Source organism: Nitrospira defluvii (genome assembly GCF_905220995.1).
Taxonomy (GTDB): domain Bacteria; phylum Nitrospirota; class Nitrospiria; order Nitrospirales; family Nitrospiraceae; genus Nitrospira_A; species Nitrospira_A defluvii_C.
Genome location: NZ_CAJNBJ010000001.1, coordinates 391,211 through 409,669, shown reverse-complemented (window position 1 = coordinate 409,669; position 18,459 = coordinate 391,211). Strand labels below are relative to the sequence as shown.

At 58.0% G+C, this 18,459-nt stretch carries 13 protein-coding genes and 1 tRNA gene; 10 read left to right on the top strand and 4 right to left on the bottom strand.

Features of this window, described 5'->3' with window-relative positions; genetic code table 11:
• Position 1 precedes the first annotated feature (1 nt).
• The 5 genes from KJA79_RS01975 to KJA79_RS01955 all read left to right on the top strand — a co-directional run bounded on the left by KJA79_RS01975 (position 2) and on the right by KJA79_RS01955 (position 5,484).
• A complete protein-coding gene (locus tag KJA79_RS01975; protein WP_213040318.1) occupies positions 2-1,480 on the top strand; it encodes a sensor histidine kinase in 1,479 nt (492 codons plus the stop codon).
• A gap of 151 nt (positions 1,481-1,631) precedes the next feature.
• Positions 1,632-2,426: a chlorite dismutase family protein gene (locus KJA79_RS01970; protein WP_159450723.1), complete on the top strand. Its 795-nt coding sequence runs from the start codon at positions 1,632-1,634 to the stop codon at positions 2,424-2,426.
• A 595-nt stretch (positions 2,427-3,021) separates the two neighbouring features.
• Complete coding sequence (locus tag KJA79_RS01965; RefSeq protein WP_213040317.1) at positions 3,022-4,251, top strand: hypothetical protein; 1,230 nt, start codon at positions 3,022-3,024, stop codon at positions 4,249-4,251.
• Positions 4,252-4,453: 202 nt separating this feature from the next.
• Positions 4,454-4,539 (top strand) — tRNA-OTHER (locus KJA79_RS01960).
• 87 nt (positions 4,540-4,626) lie between these two features.
• Entirely contained in the window at positions 4,627-5,484 is an 858-nt protein-coding gene (locus KJA79_RS01955; protein ID WP_213040316.1) for a hypothetical protein, read from the top strand.
• A 44-nt stretch (positions 5,485-5,528) separates the two neighbouring features.
• Here KJA79_RS01955 and KJA79_RS01950 read toward each other — a convergent pair whose 3' ends face one another.
• The 4 genes from KJA79_RS01950 to KJA79_RS01935 all read right to left on the bottom strand — a co-directional run bounded on the left by KJA79_RS01950 (position 5,529) and on the right by KJA79_RS01935 (position 11,341).
• Entirely contained in the window at positions 5,529-7,322 is a 1,794-nt protein-coding gene (locus KJA79_RS01950; protein ID WP_213040315.1) for a carbamoyltransferase family protein, read from the bottom strand.
• A gap of 37 nt (positions 7,323-7,359) precedes the next feature.
• Positions 7,360-8,241 carry a polysaccharide deacetylase family protein gene (locus KJA79_RS01945; RefSeq protein ID WP_213040314.1) on the bottom strand — a complete coding sequence of 294 codons (882 nt, stop codon included), beginning with the start codon at positions 8,239-8,241 and terminating at the stop codon, positions 7,360-7,362.
• Between the two features lie 141 nt (positions 8,242-8,382).
• Complete coding sequence (locus tag KJA79_RS01940; protein WP_213040313.1) at positions 8,383-9,012, bottom strand: outer membrane protein; 630 nt, start codon at positions 9,010-9,012, stop codon at positions 8,383-8,385.
• Positions 9,013-9,100: 88 nt separating this feature from the next.
• Positions 9,101-11,341 (bottom strand): hypothetical protein, encoded by a 2,241-nt coding sequence (locus KJA79_RS01935; protein WP_213040312.1) that lies wholly within the window; start codon positions 11,339-11,341, stop codon positions 9,101-9,103.
• A gap of 184 nt (positions 11,342-11,525) precedes the next feature.
• Between KJA79_RS01935 and KJA79_RS01930 the strand changes: the two genes are divergently transcribed.
• The 5 genes from KJA79_RS01930 to KJA79_RS01910 are packed head-to-tail and all read left to right on the top strand — an operon-like array spanning position 11,526 to position 18,456.
• Positions 11,526-12,887, top strand: a complete 1,362-nt coding sequence (locus KJA79_RS01930; RefSeq protein WP_213040311.1) for a lipid II flippase MurJ — start codon at positions 11,526-11,528, stop codon at positions 12,885-12,887.
• A 35-nt stretch (positions 12,888-12,922) separates the two neighbouring features.
• A complete protein-coding gene (locus KJA79_RS01925) occupies positions 12,923-14,116 on the top strand; it encodes a hypothetical protein (RefSeq protein ID WP_213040310.1) in 1,194 nt (397 codons plus the stop codon).
• 16 nt (positions 14,117-14,132) lie between these two features.
• Entirely contained in the window at positions 14,133-15,179 is a 1,047-nt protein-coding gene (locus tag KJA79_RS01920) for a glycosyltransferase (protein WP_213040309.1), read from the top strand.
• The gene (locus tag KJA79_RS01915; RefSeq protein WP_213040308.1) at positions 15,173-17,008 is read left to right on the top strand and encodes a carbamoyltransferase C-terminal domain-containing protein; all 1,836 of its coding nucleotides are present in this window, start codon (positions 15,173-15,175) and stop codon (positions 17,006-17,008) included. The genes KJA79_RS01920 and KJA79_RS01915 overlap by 7 nt, the downstream gene beginning before the upstream one ends.
• 14 nt (positions 17,009-17,022) lie before the next feature.
• On the top strand, positions 17,023-18,456 hold the full coding sequence (locus KJA79_RS01910) for a hypothetical protein (protein ID WP_213040307.1): 1,434 nt from the start codon (positions 17,023-17,025) through the stop codon (positions 18,454-18,456).
• The last annotated feature ends 3 nt before the right edge of the window (positions 18,457-18,459 follow it).

The window sequence follows — 18,459 nt, the reverse complement described above, 5'->3', positions numbered from 1 at the left end:
CATGTCGCGGTCACTTTACGGCAAACTCGCCCTTGTGTTGCTCTTCCTGTTTTGTGCGGTTGGGGTTCTATACACCCTCCTAATGGTCTTCACGACGCGCATGTATCAGCAAGAAGTGAATCAGAAGCTGAACCGTGCTCTGGCCAGAAACATTGTTACTGACCAGTTACTAAGCAGCCAAGGAGAGGTGAGTCCGTACGCTCTGAAAGAACTGTTTCACCTACTTATGGTTATCAATCCGAGCATTGAGATGTACTTGCTTGATGAGAATGGGGGCATAGTCAACTTCTCCGCTCCCACTGAGAAGGTCAAGCGCTCGGCTGTCTCGTTAGAACCAATACATCGTTTTCTCACCGAGGCGGACGCATTTCCTATTCTTGGTGACGATCCCCGTGATGCGACTCGACAGAAGGTCTTTTCTGTTTCAGCCATACCCTTACACGGACAACCAACAGGATATCTGTACATTGTCCTTGGCGGAGAGGAGTATGACTCCGTCGCCGATATGCTGAATCGGAGCTACATCTTCCGGCTGAGTCTCTGGGCAGCACTTACCGGCTTACTGTTCGCTCTTTTGGGCGGTCTCTTTCTATTCAACATGCTCACCAGAAGGTTAACCAAACTAGCATCGACGATGGAAACGTTCGCAAAGAGCGATTTTTCAGAGGCGCTCGAGCTGCATCCTCAGGATTTCATTCCTGAGCGGAATAGTGATGAAATTGATCGGCTCCGGTCCACATTCAATCGGATGGTAGAACGAATTCTTCAGCAAGTGGCCACTTTGAAGCAGACGGACATCCTTCGGCGTGAGTTGGTGGCCAATGTGTCCCATGATTTGCGTACCCCCCTGGCATCCTTGCATGGGTATCTGGAAACGTTACTGATGAAAGAAGGAACGCTTACACGAGAGGAATACCGGACGTTTCTCGACGTTGCCCTCAAGCAAAGCCAACGGCTTAGGGAGCTTGTGGGGGAACTCTTTGAATTGGCTCGCTTAGATTCGCGTGAAGCTCGCATTCAATGCGAACAATTTTCTTTAGCCGAGCTTGTCCAGGATGTGTGTCAAAAGTTTCAACTCACCGTCGCAAATAGGGGGATAGCCCTAAAGAGCAGTTTTACAGATGATCTGCCATTTGTGGAGGCTGATATCGGCCTCATCGAGCGGGCGCTAGAAAACATAATCAATAATGCTACTCGCTATACACCGAGCGGAGGGACCATTGCGATTTCGTTAAGCCACGAATCCGGCTCGGTTATGATACGAATTTCTGATACTGGCTGTGGGATCGCTGATCACGACTTGCCTTATATTTTTGATCGTTTTTATAGGGCGAATCGACAAAATCAGCCTGGAGGAGCTGGGCTCGGGCTGGCCATTACTAAGCGAATCCTAGAGCTACATGGAAGTACAATTCGAGCAGAGAGTATACCTAACATCGGAACCATCATCAGCTTTGAACTGCCCACCGTGCACTTCTAGTCTCTATTGTTCTCGACCGTTACGGGCCGCTCGCCACATCAGGCGTGATAAAAATGTGACAATTTCGTGAGATCGATGTGAAGGGGCAGGGCTATGCTTGACCATGCATTGGGTTGTACCAGCCCTTTTAACCGAAAAGGAGAACGGACTTATGAAGAGAATCAGTCAGATTTCGATGGTTGCGCTTCTATTATGCTTCCTTCCCATGTTGTCTGTAGTGAGTGAGGCGGCCATGGATCACGACAAGCTCTTAAAGGATCCTGGTGTCTACGCAACGTTTGCTGTGTTCAAGATGGGGGAGCACTGGTGGCAGATGGATCATGAAGCGCGTGTCAAGGCGGCCTCCGAAATGAAAAAGGTGTTCGAAAAGCACGCCGATAAGTTAATAGTCGATACGCATTTGCTTCGTGGTCTGTCTGAGAGAGCTGATGTACTTGTCAGGATTCACTCGAAAGAGATGGTTCATAATCAGAACTTCTTGTTAGACCTCATGGGGACCACTATGGGGATGGATATGAAAAATACTGACACCTTCAATGGCATCACCAAAACCCTAAATTATGTCCCTAGCTTCCCAGAAGAACTGAAGGGGGAGTTGAAGACACCGCCACCTCAGGGCAGCCCATACGTTATAGTGGTTCCTATACGCAAGGACGCAGAATGGTGGATTTCTGGACAAGACACCCGAACAGGCCTGATGAAGGAACACACGGATGCGACGGTCGCATACTTGAAGACGGTGAAACGGAAGCTCTATCACTCCAGCGGGTTGGATGATTGGGATTTTATTACCTACTTTGAAACATCCAAGCTGGATGATTTCAACAATCTTGTGACTGGATTGCTCAAGGTCAAGGAGAACCGTCATAATAGGCGTTTCGGTGATCCTCTCCTGTTGGGGACCATTCGACCATTGGATGAAATCCTCGATATTCTCAGTCGCTAGTCTATTCGCTCGCGCGTTCCAGAACACGGTGACCACCTGGGAACAGGTGGTCACTTCTATGCTGGTACTCACAAATCTTTACTTCTAATACTTAGTTATAGGCTCTATATGGCCCCACCCTGTCACCACCTGTTGGCTTCTCAGGGGGTGAGAGGGAGGAAATGCAGGGTTATTTTCAAGTGGTGACGGCGATGCGCTAGCTTGGCCGTCCCCTTGGTGAATTAGTGGCCATGCAGAGTTGAGATGAAGACTTTGTCTGCCCAGGATTATCAACTAGACGCGAAATATGCTGACCACAAAGGCCCGCCGGCCGCTCCGGACTGCCGGGGCCGGACGGCCGGGGGGCTCGGGGGCGCAGCCCCCGCTTCACTTGATCTATATGGTCAAAGTAGGACGACCCTTCCTTTGGGTTCTCAGGCGGAAGCCTAACTTTTGGGCGGGAGGATTCAGTTGCAAGGAAGCGCTCGCCGATTGCCTAAAGATTTTGCGCGAGCCTCTGAGGAACCTCGAAATGTCGATCTAATGAGGTTATATTTCGAAAATCTTTAATGCAGAGGGGTGCCGGAAAGGCAAAGGCTGAACGAAAAAAGGATCCATGAGAATTAAACTAAAAAAAGGGACGCCTCAGTGGTTCAAGTGGAAACTTAGTTTCTTAGGTGAGCCCGCTCCGATTAATCCGATGGCACTGTTTGCTGGAAACATGTGGAGTTACTTCGATCCTGGATCTCCAAATGAAAGATATGAAAATTTCATACGGAACGGCCGGCATCCTCTATCGACCTTTTTGGATAGCATGCTTCTGTATGACAAGGTTATTGTCCCAACTCATGACTTCATGTCGGTTGTTATTTTGATAAGTGTTTTTGGAGAAGATGGCGTTGCAGAGCTGATTGAAAATAATGCAGTTAGTTTTGTACGTGTGAAAGGGGCACTTGCGTACATAGGGAACGGGGGTGGCCTTGCATCATACGACATTCTTCACGACCAAACTCGCCCTGTAGATCAATTTGCGGATGATGATTCAACCTTGGAGTGGGCCCTGAATGGGCTCAGTACGAAGCCGAGAAGGGTGAACTTAAGTAGGATGATCCTTGAGAACACCCAAACATTCCCGATGGAGAAGATGGTTTCTCTGATCCGCGAGGAGTCCTACAAGGATATTTTAGATAGCCCATATTTAAGGACTGCTTTTAGCCTCAGGAATACCAGTCTTGATCATTTGTTTGGTGTTGAGCCCAATCAATTTAGGTGTGGGGAAATTCAGACTTTCGAAGAGCGAGATGAAATTGATTCCGTTCTTAGAATCGCCCGCGCCAATCTAGAAATGTTGCTTGCATTACAGACTGGTTGCACGGATACAGCTACTGGAACGCCTGTTGGTCACGTATTGAAGGCGAAACAGCAGCGAGGCAGTGCTAGATCTAGTCCTTTTGAGACATTTGGATCCCTGAAAGAAATTACAGAAGTTCCCGATATCGCGAGTTATGTAATAGACGCCTCGATTCCAGATAGACCAGCACGCCTGCATGACATTTTGATTAAGCGAGGGACTAGAGATGCTGTTCAATTTAGAGCGTGGTTTCATGAAAAGTGTCGTGACAGTCCTCACGTAATTGCCAAGGAATACGGGAGATTAATGCATGATATTCCATTTGTTTCGACTCACAAAGGCAAGACTTTGCGTCTTTTGGCTACGACAATGGCGGGAGTGTATGACCCCGCTCTGGGCTTGGTAACCTCCATCGCAGACAGCTTTCTTGTAGATCTTGTGCGGAAACGAAACCCGAAGTATTTTATTGAGGATCTACGGCAAATTAATAATTAATTAGTATGTTGGTTTAGACGGGCAGTGTTATTGGGAACTGATTCGCTTCCCACCAATCTACGGCAACGTACAAACCCTGATCCCGGTTTTAGTCCCGGTTCCACTCCCGATTTTGCTCCCGGTTGGGAGTCCTCTTTAGTCGTAAATGGGCACCAATAAAATGTCGTAACACCTTGTTATTTAATGGCCTTACTCTCTGTCTGTCGCTGTTGATCTTCATGGGTCGTAGAGCCCTCGGGCAAGCTGCAAAACTGCGATGCGGCGGTTCGAACCCGCCCGGCGCCTCCAACCCGTACTACGTGCGTACCGGCGGCTATTCAGACGAAGCCACTCTCCATTGTCGCCCCCGGAGAGAACCTTCCAGCGCCTTTCTTGGTGGCCGTGAATCTCGATAATTCAACTGCTAAACAGGATGTGGGGGGTAGTTCGTCAGGAGGTGAGAAGAGAACTAGCCCGATCAAAGTTGGTAGTCAGGATGATATAGATAAAATCCCCATTATCGACAGAGTATGGTTCAGAGTGATGCTGGCTTTTCTTCCGGTCGTTCCGGGTTTTTTCATCGCTCTATTTTCGTACTACCAGTACTTACACAATCAGGCCATTTTCTCGACTACACAGGAAACCCTCAGGGTAAGTCAATCCGCATTCCGATCGACGGAGTGGATGCAACGCCCATGGGTTGGCATCTCGACATTACTTGGTAATCCAGGCTCTCTCGGCATGTGCCTGATGCCTGAGCTGGAGTATAAATACGATGGGAAATGTAAACCCAAGCGACCTGACGTCTTTACTTATATTACATCGAAGGAGAAATTGAGAGGTTATGTTGCGGTGAGAAATACCGGAAATTCTCCGGCTATTGGCACGGTTCTGAAGGCCCGCTGGTGTGTTTCTGCTAAACCACCTGATGTGCCACCTGCATTTGTCGAGTGCTCGAACACAGAACAGACAGGGCAGCCTTGGACGGATGGGCCACGAGTATTATTTCCAGGAAACGGGGATTCGACACTAGATGTTACTGGCACGTTCTTTGTTCCAACAGAGGACGTTGTGGCAATCAGAAAGAAAGAGAAGTGGTTTTATTACATCGGAACGGTCACTTATGATCGCGAGGATAAACCACTCGATCATGCGCCCGCGTACTCAACTGACTTTTGCATCTTTTACGATCCTCGCGGCCATGGAGAGGACTTTTCTCTGTACTATTGTCCCCGCGGTAATATAGCACGGTAATGCCGCAGGATAAGCTGGGATAACTTTCATTCGACCTGCATTACCTATGGCGTGATAGTAGTTCCGTCATTGGATGTATCCTTGTACGTCCCTTTCCCCCTCTCAACAAAATAATTTCCCATCACCAGCGCATCGACGCCGCTGTTGAGAAAGGTTGCGAGCGCTTGTTGGGGCGTGCAGACGATCGGTTCTTGAATATTGAATGACGTATTGAGGAGGACTGGCACGCCGGTTGCGCGTTCGAACCGGTCGAGCAGAGCCCAGTAACGCGGATTGTCGGTGCGACGCACGGTTTGCACTCTGGCTGATCCGTCGATGTGGGTGACGGCGGGAATGAGTGAGCGCTTGTCTGGTTTCACCGGAACGGTCAGATTCATGAACGGGCTTGGCTGGGCGCAGCCGAAATACTCGTCCGCCGCCTCCTCCTTGATCGACGGCGCGAAGGGCCGAAACAATTCTCGCTTCTTGATCTTGGCATTGATGGTGTCGCGAATGGTTTCATGCCGAGGGTCGGCGAGAAACGAGCGCGCCCCGAGCGCACGCGGCCCGAACTCCATCGCTCCCTGAAACCAAGCCACCACCCCGCCCCCCGTCAACACCTCGACCGTCTTTGCCAGCAACGTCGCTTCGTCGCCGATCGGGTGCGTCTCGATTCCCCCTGCCCTGAGCGCCTGGCCGATCTCCGAATCTCCATACGCCGGCCCATAGTAGGCGTGGGTCATCTCAAACGTTCGTGGATGCCCCAGGACCTCGTGATAGACCAGGAGGGCGGCGCCCACTGTGCATCCGGCGTCATGCGGAGCGGGTGGCACATAGATCCGTTCGAACGGTCCCTCGCGGAGCAGGCGACCATTCGCGGCGCAATTGAGCCCGCATCCTCCGGCAACGGCCAGGTTTCTTATCTGTCCGCCTTCCCGAAACGCCCATAGGGCCAAATCCTGCACGACCTCTTCAAACGCCGCCTGAATGCTGCTCGCAATCTGCCGGTGCCGGTCGGTGAAGGGTGCCGCGTCGTGCTGTCGGGGGTCGCCAAAGATGTCCCGAAGCGCCTGGGGGAAATGCCCTTGGAGTGCGGCATGGTAATCGACGAACGCAGGGTTGAGTCGGTAGGAGCCGGGCGTATCGGTGATCAGCATGTTCCTGCGAATGAACGAGAGGTGTTCCGGTGTGCCGTAGGGCGCCAGTCCCATGAGCTTGTATTCGCCATCCAACATGGTGAAGCCCAAAAACCCCGTCATGGTCGAGTAGAAATGGCCGAGCGAATGGGGCCAGGGGATCGATCGCAGCACCGTCAGCCTGGTGCCGCTCCCGACGGCTAATGTCGTGGAGACCTCTTCCCCCGCGCCGTCGAAGACGAGGATCGTCGCCTCTTCGAAAGGAGAGGTGAAGAAGGCGCTTGCCATATGACAGCGGTGGTGATCGAGGTAATGCAGGCGGCCACGGAAGGGGCCAAAATGTTTCTGCAGGAGAGACCGCACAAAAAATAGTTCTATCCAACTGCCCTGGCTGGCGGGGGAGTCGCCGCCGCCGGCCGGGGTGAATTCTCGAAGGGCGCTGCCTGTTTGTCTTAGAAAGGAGGCGGGATTTTGCAGCGCGGTCTTGAGTATCCCTCTGGCGCGGGTGCCCATCCGGAACGGCTGCCAGTAGACGCCGACATGTTCGATCTCCGCCAGCGAAATGCCGGCCTTGGCCAGACAGAAGGCGATCGCGCGGAGAGGAAAACAGCCCTCATGTTTGATGCGGGTGAACCGTTCTTCTTCCGCGGCGGCGATCAGGATGCCGTCTTTGAGCAGTGCCGCGGCGCTTTCGCCCATGGTTGCCAAGCCGAGGATATACATGGTGGTCAGGCCGGAAAGGCTATGAAGAAGGTCTGGTTCATCGGACTGCGGTGTGCACCGGGAGCGCCGTCTGCATCGGGCCTTGATGGGCGAATAGTGTGAGAATGCTGCGAAGTTTGTCGGCCACGCTATGCGCCCCCAGCAGCCACTGTTGCTGACGCAGGCTCCAGGCGCAACGCGAAGCGTACGGGAGGCGGCGCATCTCGTTCCACCGGACCGGGTTTGGTTGGTCATCGGCATCGGCAGCGTGGAGGTAGATCAAGGGGACGTAGCCGAGCGCGGCCGATTTCTTCATGAGCGTGACGATCAGGCTGAGCGGCAGCAACCGGAAGAAGGTCCCGCCGATGACCCGGATGCCGTGAGTTCCCGTGAGCATGTGGCGGTAAATGGGAAACACGAACAGTTCTCTATCGGACAGGGTCATCACGTCGTAGGCTTCCGCCTTGGTTCGCGGATGGTTCGTGGCCAGGCTGGAGTCGTAGGTAAATCCCGCCTCTGCTAGTACGGGATACGCCCAGGTAGTCCGCTCGTCGATGGAAAAGTTCGGGGCCCTGAAGCCGATCACCGGTTGCCCACCGGCTGCCTCCAGCGCATCTTTGGCTCGACGGAGATTGTGCAGGAACTTGTCTCGGTTCAGCGAGTAGACATTCTCATGCTGATCACTGTGACAGGCGATTTCGTGACCCTGTGCCGCCATCTCACGCACGAGGTCGGGCTGGTCCCTGGCCACCTGCCCGGTGGTGAAGAATGTGACGGCAGGGTGGCTCTTGGTCTCGCGTAACACGGAGAGGATGCGGGTGACGCCTCTCCAGGTTTGTTCAGGATTCGTGCGCGGCTCCAGCCCCATGTCGAGCATAGTAGCGTGTTTGTAGTCTTCCAGATCAATCGACAGGTAGCAGGCTTGCCGGAGAGTCGTCATAGCGTTCAGCGCGATTGCCTATTCGGAGCTCACTATCACGGACGCGAGGTCGCGCAGGGCCGGTCGTTCGGTTCAACGACGGCGTTGTGATGGGACAAGAGTACTCTACCGGGGAAGGGGGATTCCAGGCCTGGACGTCGGTCAGCGGCCGAAGTGGTAGGCGACGCCGAACATGAACAGATTGGCGCGGTAGTCGGCGGTGACGTTGGAGCGGTCGAATGTGAAGTGGGCGAAGTTGTATTTGTACTCGATGAAGGGTGCGATTTTTGGCGTGAAGTAATATTTGATGCCCGCCAAGACGTTGAAGCTCGGGGCAAAGGCCGCCTCAGGCCGGAAGTTTCCGTCGGAAATGTTTCCCATGTTGAGGCCGACTCCCAACCCGGCATAGGGTTCGACTTTGTACTGGTAGCCGGTCACGCGAACCAGCGCATTGAAGGCCAGGGAATGAACGAGGAAGTCGCTGCCGGGAATGGGGCCTGACAGCAGCAGATTGGTGCCTTGTCGTGGGAGATTCTGCGCTTTGACGTTCGACTGCGACCGGTACATGTCCACTTCGAGGCCGAACCAGTTGAATCCGCGATCGTCGAAGTAGTGCCCGAATTTGGCGCCGTATGCGATGTTGCTCTTCAGGTCCAACTTGCCGACGTCGGTGGTGTCGAGGGTGGCGATATTCGGCCCCAGCGCCAAGGCCGCATAGGTTTCAGCCCAGGAGAGCCCGGGTGCGCACACGACAACAATTCCCAGCACAGCACCGATCCATCTGCGGAACATAGCCCCTCCACCTGAACAAACCGCCCGTGAATTTCGCTGCGTCCTACTCTAACGGGCTTGCCGCGAGGTGGCAAGAGAGAAGTGCGTCTCAGAACCCGTTGCAGGACGACTCGTTTCGATGCAGCAGCGTCGGACGCAGGCAGAAGCCCCTCCAGGGCGACTGATCCCACGACCAGTTCAGCAGCGCGTATTCGGTATGGGTCACGCGGCCGTCGATGGTGCGTCCGAACCCGCCGATGCGCAGTGAGAACCCGGCGGGCAGCGCGACATCCTTTAATAGCCCGAATTCCGTGAAGTTGCCGGCGTAGTAGGCCGGGTCGCCCTGGTCGTTCACGAAACGCTCGCCGCGCCAGAAGGTGACATACGGGCGCCACCCGTCCAGATTCACTCCAGCGGTGAGCTGATAGCCGCGACCACGCTCGATCGGAAGCCCGCTCTGTGTCGGTTCATGCTGGCTCGTGAGGTAGAGCGCCATCACGTCTATCTCCTTGAACCACGACAGGGCCGACCAATAGCGGTTGGGTTGAAACGTCAGTTGTGGGCCGAAGGCGGTCAGGAAATTATTCGATGCAGGCCGGTCTCTCGGGAGACCGGCGCCGAAGAAGGTTCGTGATTCGGAGTACTGGGCGCCGCCGCTGTGCGTCCAATAGACCTGGCCGTTGAAGGAGAGAACTCCGGCGCTCACGCGTCCCGCATATCCCACGTCGAACCGTTCCGCTTTTTGAAATGTCTCAAGCTGATTCCAGTTGATGAACAGGTCCTGCTGATAGTGCTCGCGATTCACGAGCAGTTGGAAGCCCTGCTCGATCGGCCGTGAAAACAGCGAGGCATCGTTGAACAGTGCGTCCACGAACGGGTGGTTCCGCTTGATCGTCCCCGCGATGACCGACACCGCCGGCCAGATTTCGTACTCCGCCGAGAGGATCGGTTGCACCGTGTGAAATCGTTGCGTGTCTCCGATCGGCAACCCGGCGAACACACCGACGTCGAGGTTCAACCGGGACAAGGGACTGTAACGCAGCACCGGCGCCACGTATTGCCCGGCGAAGGTCGTGTTGGCGACGGGACGTCCGCCGATCTGCCCGAGGCCAGAATAATTGATGTGGTAGACGTAGGTCAGCGCATCGATCTTGGCGGTGAAGCGCCGTTCCCTGTCAGCCGCAGGCGCTCCGGGCGGAGGGCTGTCCTTCATAGGGAATAGATCACGGAACAGCCGTCCATCGCGGGTGTCCCAATTCCAATTGAACAGGAGATATTGCTGGTTGACCCACTTGAACGTGTCACGATTCTGATAGGTGATGCCGTCTTCCGTGAAGAAAGCCCGGATGCGGCGTGCCTGGACACCGAACTCGATAGAGGCTGATTCGCCAAGCGGAATGATTTTCGAGAGGCCGAACTCCGGAAAGTTGCTCGCGGCATATTCGGGATCACCCTGCTGGCTCAGGAAATGTCGTCCTCTCCAGAATGAAACCGACGGTTTCCATCCGGAGACGTCCATCCAGACAGTCAGTTCATAGCCTCGCCCGCGAATGGCCGGGCCACCGGCAAGCGGTTCATTCAACGACGTCAGGTAGGTGGCGCGAATGCCCGCCTGCCGCCACCAGGTGAGCGCCGGGAAATAGGTAGAGGGTTCCAGCACCAGTTCTGGCCCCAGGGCGGTCACGAGATTGTCGGCGGTGTCGAACGATCGATCCAGCTTCAGCAGTGCCTGGCCGTTGTGGACCCAATGGGCCTGGGCGTTGAACCGGAAGGGGCCGGCCAGAAATTGGCCTGCATAACCCACATCGAAGCGATTCGTGGCGGAGCCCCGAAACGCCTGTTCCCAATTGATAAACAGATCCTGCCGGTAATACCGGGAGTTCACGAGGACCTGCGCGCCCTGTTCGAGCGGTCGCACGAACCGGTTGGCGTTGTCGAAGACGGCATCGTGAAAGTCGCGGTGCGGCCTGGTGAGGGTGCCGAGCACCGTCATGATCTCATCCGTCGGTCGATACTGCAGACGAACGATCGGTCGGACCTGCGACACCTCCGTGTCATGGCCGAAGGGCATATTTGCGAAGACACCCACATCCAGCTCGACCGAAGACAAGAGCCGTTTTCGCGCATAGACATTCAGGAGATTGCCGATGAGCGTGGTATCCCGGCCGAGGCCGTTCGTGAAGGTGTTGTCCTCCAGTCCCTGCTTTTCGAGGTTGAGCAGGAAGGTGGTGGTGTCCAGGTGCAGTTCCAGGTCGCCGGCGGCCGAGGCCGACGATCTGGAGGGCTCAGCGCCCGACTCGATTACCTGGAAAGGCGCGAGCCATGTCAGTCCGACAACAATGAGCCACAAGCGCCATGTGGAGGGAGTTGGGTGCCGCACAATGGGAGCCGATCATAAGAGGGCGCGAGGCGAAACGTCAACGCAGAAGCGCGGAGATCGAAGCGTCGCGCCTTGACTTGTGCCCGTCAAAGGGGCCATCGTGAGCCGGCGAGGCCTGGGAACGGGCCCCTCCACGCGTGAGGAGTAGGCAGCAATGACAGGAAGTCTGGAGCGGAACGGCGTGCGCGTGGGGGTGAGTCTTTCCCTGTTGACCGCCGGGCAGCTGCTCACCTCGTTCGGCATTCAATGGTACACGATCGCGCGCCTGGGGGCGGGGAGTCACACCGATGCCCTCTACGCCGGTTCGACAGTGTTGCAGCTCTGTTCGGCTGTGGTGTTGGACCAGGTGTCGTTCGTGTTGGTGCCGCTGCTGGCTGCTCGTGAGGAACGTGAACGGGCGGCACTGGCCTGGCCGTTGTTTGTCGGCATCGGCTCGTTGTTTGCGCTGGCGACGTTGCTGCTCTATGGGGTGGCGCCATATCTGGTGCCGGTGATGGCTCCTGGATTTGCCGAACCCACGGCCTTGTTGGCGGTGGAACTGGCAAGAATTCAACTAGTGGGTCTGCTTGGCGCCGCCTGTTTCACGGTCCTGTCTGCGCTCTACCAGGCCAGGAACCGGTTTCTGTGGCCGAGCGGCGCGGTGTTGCTGTGCTCCTTGATTGGATGGAGCCTCCTGGTCGCGGGGTTGCCGAGTCTGGGGGTGCGACTCGCGGCCTGGGTGCAGGTGCTGCTGTGGTGTGGGCCGGCGCTATTGCTGCTGCAGGGCCTGGGCCCCTGGTCGCCTGGGACTACCACCCACCAGACCGTGTTTCGTGAGCTGTGGATGCGTGTCCGTCCCCTGTTGTTGAGCGCGGCTTGTGTGCGAACCGGGTTTGTGGTGGACCGGTTCCTGACCTCGTTCCTCGCCGCCGGCAGCCTGGTGCTGCTGGATATGACCTGGCGAGTGATGGCGGCGCTGGTGCGTATCTTCAACCAGGGACTCGTGACCCCGGTGGTTCCGACTTTGGCGACGCTGGCGGAGAGCGGGAGGTGGCTTGAGTTTGCCCGGCTGTGCCGCGTGCGGTTGCTGTGGATGGGAGGGGCCGGCGCGATGGCCACCGTCCTGTTGATAGGCATGGCGACGCTGGGCCGCAGCCTCGGTGAGGGTCTGTCCTCCCTGGGGGTGACCGCGGAGATGTGGGGGACCATCCAGATGATTCTGCTGGCCGGTGCTGGTCTGTTGTTGTTCGGGGGGCTGACTCATGTGCTGGTCAATGCGTTTTATGCCCAAGGTGACACCAGCGTTCCGGCCAAGGTGGAAATCGGGACGAGTCTCGCCGGTCTCGCGTTGAAGGGGATCGGCTTCCTGATGGGCGGGTTGCTCGGCATTGCGGTCGCCACCACGGTGCAGTATGCGCTCTCCAGCCTGTTGCTCGGACTACTGTTCTCCCGTCGCATGGCGGCGCGTCTGCGTGAGACCGCACCCGGCTCCGTGCCGACCCTCATGGCCGTCGGGACACCGGAGCATTCGTCATAGAGAGATCGCCAACTCGGCGCCCATGTGTGTGATGCGTGACCGGCTATATGGAGCATCGCGACTTCCAGAACGGCGAAGCCTTATGTGTCCCGGACAGGCAAGCACGTTCCCGGCGGAACATCTGGCTGGGAGCAGTCGTGGTGTTGCTGGCGTGTTGCCTGGTCGCGCTTGTGCTGGAGGGCGTCTTCCGCCTGTTGCCGGTCAACGAGGGGTTGCGTGGGCTCTCGGTGGACGAACAGAATCCTGTGTTTCGATTTACACCCCACCGCGAGTCGGTGTATTCGCGCGGCTGGAACTTTTCGATCGTCAACCGTGTTCGCACCAACAATTATGGGTTCATCAACGATCATGACTATGACCCGGCGCTCACCACGCCGTTGCTGGCCGTCATCGGGGATAGTTTCGTGGAAGCCGTGATGGTGCCCTTCGCACAGACGGGCGTCGCGCGACTCGCTCACGCGGTCGGGGCCGCGGGCCGGGTGTACGGGTTTGGTACGTCCGGGTCGTCGCTCAGCCAGTATCTGGCCTATGCCCGTTACGTGCGGGACACTTTTCACCCCGCTGGATTGACGGTGGTGATCGTCGGGAATGATTTCGATGAAAGCCTGCGCAAATATAAAAATGAGCCGGGGTTGCATTACTTCGCGGAGTCGCCGGCGGGGGATCTCACCCTGACCCGCCTCGACCGCCCTGTGCCTTGGTGGCGTGACTGGGTCGGCGGCTCGTCCCTGGCGATGTACCTCTACGTGAACCTGGAAATTCGAGACGTGTGGAAACGGTTTGCCTATCGGCCCGGGCAGTCGGCCATCAGCCGCCCACGGTTTGTCGGCAATACCGCGGCGGAGGCGACGTCGGAACGTGTGGCGGATTCGGACCGGGTGATCGAGGCGTTCCTCCGGCAGCTGCCCGAGATGGCGGGATTGCCGGCTTCTCGTATCGCGCTGGTGGTGGACGCGCCCAGGCCTGAACTCTACGACGCCTCTGCGCTGAAGGCCGTGTCAGGCTCCTACTTTTCCATCATGCGCGCGCACCTCATGGACCGGGCGCGCGTGGGGGGGTTCGAGGTGCTTGATATGCAACCGGCGTTTATCGCGGACTACGCGCAGCGTCGCCTTCGTTTCGAGTATCCGGACGACAACCACTGGAACGGCACCGGGCACGAGGTGTTCGCCGGGCTGCTCCAACGGTCGAAGGTGTATCGCGACACCTTCGGGTTCGTTCAACCGTGAGGGGGAGAAGCCAGCCATGATGGTCGAGGTCATGCGCAGGGTTGAGCCCGGTTCGGATCCGGCGAGCGCTGTCACGAACGGCAGTCTCCGGGTGTTGTATGTCTTTCCTGGACCGGCCGAAGGCTCAGCGATGATTTTTGCGCGCAAGCAGGTGGAGGCTATGCGCGGGCTGGGGGTGGTTCCTGAGACCTTCGCGTTGGAGTCACGCACGGACCTGGCCTGTGTGAGCCGCGAGTCGAAGCGATTGCGCCGGTGCATCGCCTCGTTTTGTCCGGACCTGATCCATGCGCAATACGGGACCGTGACCGCCTGTCTCGCCGGTTTGATGACGATGGTCCCGCTGGTCATTACCTTTCGCGGCAGTGATCTGAATCCCGCGCCCAGCGACCCGTGGCTGCGTTCCGCCGTCCGGCGCGGGCTCTCCCAGTATGCGGCGCGCAAAGCGGCACGGATGATTTGTGTGAGTCAGGAGTTGAAACGGCGTCTGTGGTGGCGGCGTGATCGCGCGCTGGTGCTGCCATCCGGAGTCGATACCGACGTGTTTGTCCCTCGCCCCCAACCGCAAGCGAGGGCCGAACTTGGCTGGGGCGCAACTGAACGGATTGTGCTCTTCAATGCGGGACTGTCACCGGCGGTGAAACGCCTCGACCTGGCCCAGGCGGCGGTGAGAAAGGCCGAACAGTTGTGCGGGCCGATTCGTCTGCAGTTGCTGGATGGGCTGGTGCCCCAGGCGATGGTGGCGACTATGATGAATGGGGCCGATTGTTTGCTGCTGACCAGCGACTGGGAAGGGTCGCCGACCATCGTGCAGGAAGCAATGGCCTGTAATCTGCCGGTGCTGTCGGTGGAGGTCGGAGATGTGCGGGAACGGCTGGCCGCGGTGACGCCCTCCGGGATCGTGGGCCGGGACCCGACACAGATCGCGCGGGCCTTGGCGGAATTGCTCGCGAGGCCGGCGAGGTCCAACGGTCGAGACTCCATCGCGGTTGTGGCTCAGGACCACATCGCCCGGCAGACTCTCGCGGTCTACCATGAGGCGCTCGGGAGGCGCGACGGATGCTGATACTTGGCATCAACGAGGGCTTCGAGGCGTCGGTTGTTCTCTGCCGGGACGGCAAGATCCTGTTTGCCGTGCAGGAGGAACGCCTGACCCGTGAGAAGGGCGCCATCGGCTTTCCATCCCAAGCGGTCCTCCACTGCGTCAAACACTTCGGCTTGAACGCCCGGAACCTGAACCATGTTTGTCTGAGCAATCTGCGGAGCCCGAAGGCTGAGACTCGCGACGAATTGTTGCGTGAATATGCCCGGCGCGGCCGGTCGGGACGAGAGTTGCTGCGGGAGGCGGACCTGTCCGGATCGCTCGCTCGATTGGCAGGCATGTTTCCGGGTTCGGTGGAGAATCGGATACGGGAGTGGCAAGCGGCGCGGCGTGGCGAGGTGAACAACCGGACGGTGGCGGAGCAGTTGGCGCGTTGTGGCCTCGACGGGGTTCCTGTCAGCCGCTTTCATCACCATTCGAACCATGCCGCGTCCGCCTACTACGGCCTGCGTCAGAATGGGCATGAACCGCATTTGGTGTTTACGTTGGACGGCGGGGGCGACGATGCCTGTGCCCATGTGTATCTCGCCGAGAACGGGGCGCTTCGGCTGTTGGCCGCCACGCCGACCGGCCATTCGCTGGGGAATATCTATGCGGCTGTGACGCATATGCTGGGCATGCGGCCGCACGAGCATGAATACAAGGTGATGGGGTTGGCGCCCTATGCGGACCCGGAGCAGGCGGACCTGCAGGCGAAGGTGTTTGCACGGTACCTCGATCTCGATCCGGCTGATCCATTGCGGTTTCGTCGAGCCATCCCAGAGCGCACGAGCGCGATGTTGCCCAGACTCTTGCGGGATTTTCGCGTGGTTCGGTTCGATCTGGTGGCCGCAGGATTGCAGCGGTTCACGGAAGAACTGGTCTTGCGCTGGATTGCCGGCGCCGTGGAGAACACCGGTGTGCGGAAGGTGCTTGCGGCGGGAGGAGTCTTCATGAACGTGAAGGCCAATCAACGCATCGCCTCGTTGCCTGGCCTCGAATACTTCGACGTGTTTCCTTCCTGCGGCGACGAGACGCTGCCGTTCGGGGCGGTCTGGCAATGTCACGTTCGCCAGGGTGGCGCGCTCACCGATATTCGGTTCGACGGTCTGTATCTTGGGCCGGAGGCGGGGACGGACCTGTCCGAAGCTCGCGCTCGCTACGGCGAGGTCGTGGAATTTCATGAACTTGATGATCCGGAACTCCGCACGGCGGAGCTGCTCGCGCAGGGTCACATTGTGGCTCGTTGCTCAGGGCGCATGGAGTTCGGGGCGAGGGCGTTGGGGAACCGGTCTATCCTGGCGGACCCCAGCAACCAGTCCGTGGTCCAGACGATCAATCGGCTGATCAAGCAGCGCGATTTCTGGATGCCGTTCGCGCCGGCGGTCCTGGGTGAACGGGCCTGCGAGTATGTCCATGTGCCTGCTTCGTTGCCGCAGCCGCGGATCAGCCCGCACATGATGCATGCGTTTCACACCACCGAACGACGGGCTGAGTTGGCCGCCGCCGTTCATCCTGCCGACCAGACGGCGCGGGTGCAGATGGTGTGGAAGGAGCTCAACCCCTCCTTCCATCGGCTCATCGAAGCCTTTGGACGGCTGACCGGCCGATGGGTGCTGCTCAATACCTCCTTCAATTTGCACGGGTCTCCCATCGTGGGCGGGGCTTGTGATGCGATCGAGGTGTTGCTCAAGTCTGGATTGGACGATCTGGTTGTCGATCGATGGTTGATCCGGAAGCGCGGGAGCCGGGAAACCGGCGTCCACGCGTCAGCGCCATCTAGTGGCGGGCTGCAGGATCAGCGTCAGGACTGACAGGGAATCGACAGATGGATTTTTACCTCCTACTGGCTCTCACCACTGCCTGTATCGCCGGGCTCGCCGCCCTGCTGTACCAGCGCTCGGGTAGCCTGTCGTTTCCGTTGGGCGTCTTGTTTTTGTATTTCTGGTCGATGCATGGCGGGTGGTCGATCGTGGCCGATGGATTGGGTGCGGATAGTCAGATGCAGCACCACTATCTCTATCGCAAAGTGTTTCCGGTGGAACTCAATGGCGCCTATCAGGAGACCCTGTTCTACTATGCCTTGTTCGTGATCGTGATCGAACTCACGGCGCTTGCCGGGCTCGTCGAAGCCCGTTCCCGTCCCGACCCACTCCGTCCGGCCTTGTGGATCTCCCATGTCAGCCTGCTCGTGATGTCCGTCTTGGCCGGGGTGGCGAGTTTCTTGATCGTGAAGGACCAGCTTGCAACCGCCATGTTGTTGGGCAAGTCCGGTTATGCCGCGACGCGAGGGGGACTGGGCGAAATGGTGCCGCTCTTCACGTTGCATCAGGTCCTCAATCGAGTCGCGCTGTTTTCCCTCGCCCTCGGGGGTGCGGTCTGGTTCACCGGCCGGCATGGCCGCTGGCTGGCGGGCGAGCCCACCATCGCCGTCGGGATTGGGTATGGGCTGGTGCTGGCGGCAGTATTCGGCTATGTCACGGTGCTGGGGAACAAGAATGAACTGTTCTCAGGGCTGATTCTCGGGGGGCTGTTTTACCTGGCCAATGCGCGCAGCGTGCGGTGGGGGCTTGTGGCAGCCGGGGCCGGGGGCATGTTCCTGTGCATCGCGCTCGTGGACTTCTTGCGGGCCTTTCCTCTACCGGATCTTTGGGAAGGCATCGATTGGTGGGAAGCGGCCCAGTGGGTTCCGGAAATCCGGGCGAGCAACGAAGCGTTCGGCGCCCATCTGTCCTTGTACGGGGTCTTGTATTTCCATTCGCCGTTGACCTACGGTTCCAGCCTGACCTCGCTGCTGGCCTCGGTGGTGCCGCGCATCCTCTGGCCGGAGCGGCCGGGCGACATCTATTCGCACTATGCGGCTTCGGTCGGCATCATCGAAGGGGTCGGCGAGCAGGGATTCAGTATCCATCACGCAACCGGCTGGTATCTCAACTTCGGCTTACTTGGTTTGGTGCTGGGAGCGATGGTCTGGGGATGGATCTGGAGTCGTTGTTACAACGCCTACCTGTCTGCCGACGCGAACCGGGATCGCTGGTCTCGGTGGCAGTATGTGTTGGCGGTCCTGGCGCCCTGTGGGTTCGTGGCCTACATTCCGCCGCTCGTTCGAGCAGGCTTGGAGGGATATAAAGGATTGGTGATCGACGCGTTGCTGGTCCCGACCATCGTGATCACGCTGGCGTCCTATGCCGCCGGTTTGTGGACTCGCCTGGCGATGCGGGCATCCCGACCGGTCGAGGGTCTACCGGCCCGTACGGAGTAACGC